General features: G+C 53.6%; 2 protein-coding genes. Both read left to right on the top strand.

Annotated elements, in window-relative coordinates; genetic code table 11:
• Positions 1–318: 318 nt before the first annotated feature.
• Entirely contained in the window at positions 319–1,110 is a 792-nt protein-coding gene (locus tag IGS51_RS11295; RefSeq protein ID WP_297078491.1) for an alpha/beta fold hydrolase, read from the top strand.
• Positions 1,111–1,589: 479 nt separating this feature from the next.
• On the top strand, positions 1,590–2,756 hold the full coding sequence (locus IGS51_RS11290) for a zinc ABC transporter substrate-binding protein (protein WP_297078490.1): 1,167 nt from the start codon (positions 1,590–1,592) through the stop codon (positions 2,754–2,756).
• The last annotated feature ends 95 nt before the right edge of the window (positions 2,757–2,851 follow it).

Below are 2,851 nucleotides of genomic sequence, written 5' to 3'. Positions count from 1 at the left end.
GGGGAAACCGCCTTAAAGTCCCCCTTTTTAAGGAGGATTTAGGGGGATCTTGCAAGCTTTGCTACAAACAGTAGGACGTTTCAAACATCCTCTAAGAGTGCAAGGCTTTTCAAGATTTCCTAAAAGCCGTTTTTCGTAGCGTGGCAGGCATTGGGATTGGGATTGGGATTTGGCGTTTAGCATCCTCCCGACTCCCCCTCTGCCCAATGCCTTGCAACTCAGATGCCAGATGAGGAATGCCAGATGAGGCTAAAAGGCTAATTGACTTAGATTCTCATCTAGCGGCTCCATTCGTGTTTATCTTGCAAGGAATTCTGTATGTCTTCATCGCCCGATGCACTGTGGCTCAACGTCAGCCCTGCGCTGCAAAAATTCGATCGCCCGCTGCTAAAGCATCTGGCGCAATATGGGGCGATCGCCCACTGGCAATATTGCCAGACCCAGGACGAAGCCGTGTCGATGGCAGCGGCGCTGGTGCTACTGCACGACTATCTCAAGCAGGGCGATCGCCCGGTGCATCTGCTGGGGCATGGCATCAGCGGCGCACTGGCCCTACTCTATGCGCGGCGACATCCCGAACGAGTGCGATCGCTCACCCTGCTTTCCGTCGGCGTATATCCGCTGGTAGACTGGCAGGCGCACTACTACAGCCGCTTTGCCCTACTGCCCTGTAGCCGCGAAACGGTGCTGGCGCAGATGGTGCCCACTCTATTTGGGCGACAGTCCTGGCCAGTCACGCAAGAATTGATTCAGCTTTTGGAAAAAGACCTGGACAACTCACTGTCGCCCCACACGCTATATCGGCGGGCAAGCTTGTTTCCTGGTGGAGTGCCCGTGCCGCTGCTGGTCTGCGGCGGCTCAGAAGACGCAATCATCGACCCCAACGCGCTGGACGGCTGGCGACCCTGGCTCAAGGACGAAGGCTTCTTCCAAAAAGATGAAACAGGCTGGACTCTACCGGGCGATCGCCTGTGGCAATGTCCGGGTGGGCGCTATTTCTTTCACTATCACTTTCCCCAGTCCACGGCTGAGCAAATTCTAGACTTTTGGCAATCCTTCTCGCGTCTGCCTGTCCAACACTCTGCATTCGAGATTGCATCTGCGGGCTAGGGTGAAACCTTCAGTCATGCTTACCTCAATCCTTATAGCTATGCTTACCAACATCGTTCTCAAATGAATCCTCTCTGCATTCTTGGAATTTGGCTGGTCACGGTCTGTTTCTGTCTGGCCGTTTGTTTTGCAGTTCAGGACGGGATAGCGCGACTCAGGCGACTGCATCAGGTTCCGTGCAGCCGCTGTGCTTACTTTACTGGGGAGTATCACTTGAAATGTGCGGTGCATCCCTGTCGGGCGCTGTCGGAATTAGCAATCGGCTGCACGGATTATGAACTCAAGACAATGCCACAGCCTGCAATCCTGCAAGGCGCTCATCTGATTAGACATCTGATTAAACAAATAATGACTGCTGGTAGGAAAATCGTGCCTCTGGTTCTGTGGTATAACGTTAGAGAAAATGATAATCATTCTCATAGCTGCTAGCTGCTTTTCTAATCGTTTTCCCACTAGACCTGTACCTGAGGATGAGTACCATGACCCCTCCCAAAGCAACCTGGCAACAGGCAGGCTCAGCCATTCGCTATGTCTCTCCAAAGCGCATTTCCATTGTCGTTGCGTCGGCGATCGCCCTCGGTTTGGGCAGTTGCACCACTGCTTCCACTAGCAACAATGCCGAATCCCAGCCGCCGACAGTCGCCGATACGCCAGAACTCCGGGTCGTCACTACGTTTATTCCAATGACCCAGTTCACAAAGGCTGTGGCGGGCGATCGCGCTGAGGTGACGCAACTCCTGCCAACCAGTGTCGGCCCCCACGACTATCAGGCCCGCCCCGAAGATGCCCAGCGGCTTGCCCAGGCAGATGTGCTGGTGAAAAACGGACTGGAAATGGAATCATTTTTGGATAGCTTGATTGAAAACGCAGGAAATACAAACCTGAAAGTGATTGACTCCAGTGCTGGTATAGCCACGATCACAACTGAGTCTATTGAAGGAAAAGCCCACGATCACGGGCACAGCCATAGTCACGATCACGATCATGCTCACGATCATGCTGAGGAAGCCGCAAGCAAACCGACTGCCCATAGCCATAGCCACGGAGAGTTTAACCCACATGTCTGGCTTGATCCAAAGCGGGCCGTCCAGCAGGTCGAAAATATTCGCGATGGGCTGATTGCGGCCGATCCCGACGGGCAGACCGTTTACACCGCCAATGCGGCCGCCTACATTCAGCAATTGCAAGCGCTGGATGAAGAAATTACCCAACAGCTACGGCCGTTTGCCAATAAAACCTTTGTCGCCTTCCATGACTTCGCACCTTACTTTGCCGAAAGCTATGGGCTAAAGGCTGAGTTTTTGGTCGATGTGCCAGATGTCAACCCATCGCCCCAAGACGTGAAGCGCGTCATGGATACGGTAAAAGCCAGTAATCTAAAAACGCTGCTGACGGAGCCTCAAAGTGGAGAAGATGCGTTTGCGGCGATCGCCCAAGATCTGGACGTGAACATCAGCACCTTTGACCCGATGGAAACAGGCGGCCCCGAAGCTTTGCAGCCGGACTACTACATCGCCACCATGCGGCAGAACGTAAAGGCGCTGGTGTCTGCATTCACGGACGGATCAATGCAATCGGTCTTGCCACACTGGACGATTCAGAAAACCAGCACCGTGCTGCCGCAGCGAGTCAGTCTGAGGCTCTAGCCCGCCGTTTAACTCACTGTCCAGCCCACAGTGCAACAAATCTTAGAGGATGTTTGAAAAGTCCTACTGTTTGTAGCAAAGCGTGCAAGATCCCC

The sequence above is a fragment of the Thermoleptolyngbya sp. M55_K2018_002 genome, from assembly GCF_015295965.1.
GTDB lineage: Bacteria > Cyanobacteriota > Cyanobacteriia > Elainellales > Elainellaceae > Thermoleptolyngbya > Thermoleptolyngbya sichuanensis.
Note: the sequence above shows the minus strand (reverse complement) of the source record. Positions and strands in the feature narration are given on the sequence as shown.

Bases quoted from the DNA above. Each gene is read 5' to 3' on its own strand.
- IGS51_RS11295 (WP_297078491.1), top strand. From the start codon at position 319: ATGTCTTCATCGCCCGATGCACTGTGGCTCAACGTCAGCCCTGCGCTG.
- IGS51_RS11290 (WP_297078490.1), top strand. From the start codon at position 1,590: ATGACCCCTCCCAAAGCAACCTGGCAACAGGCAGGCTCAGCCATTCGC.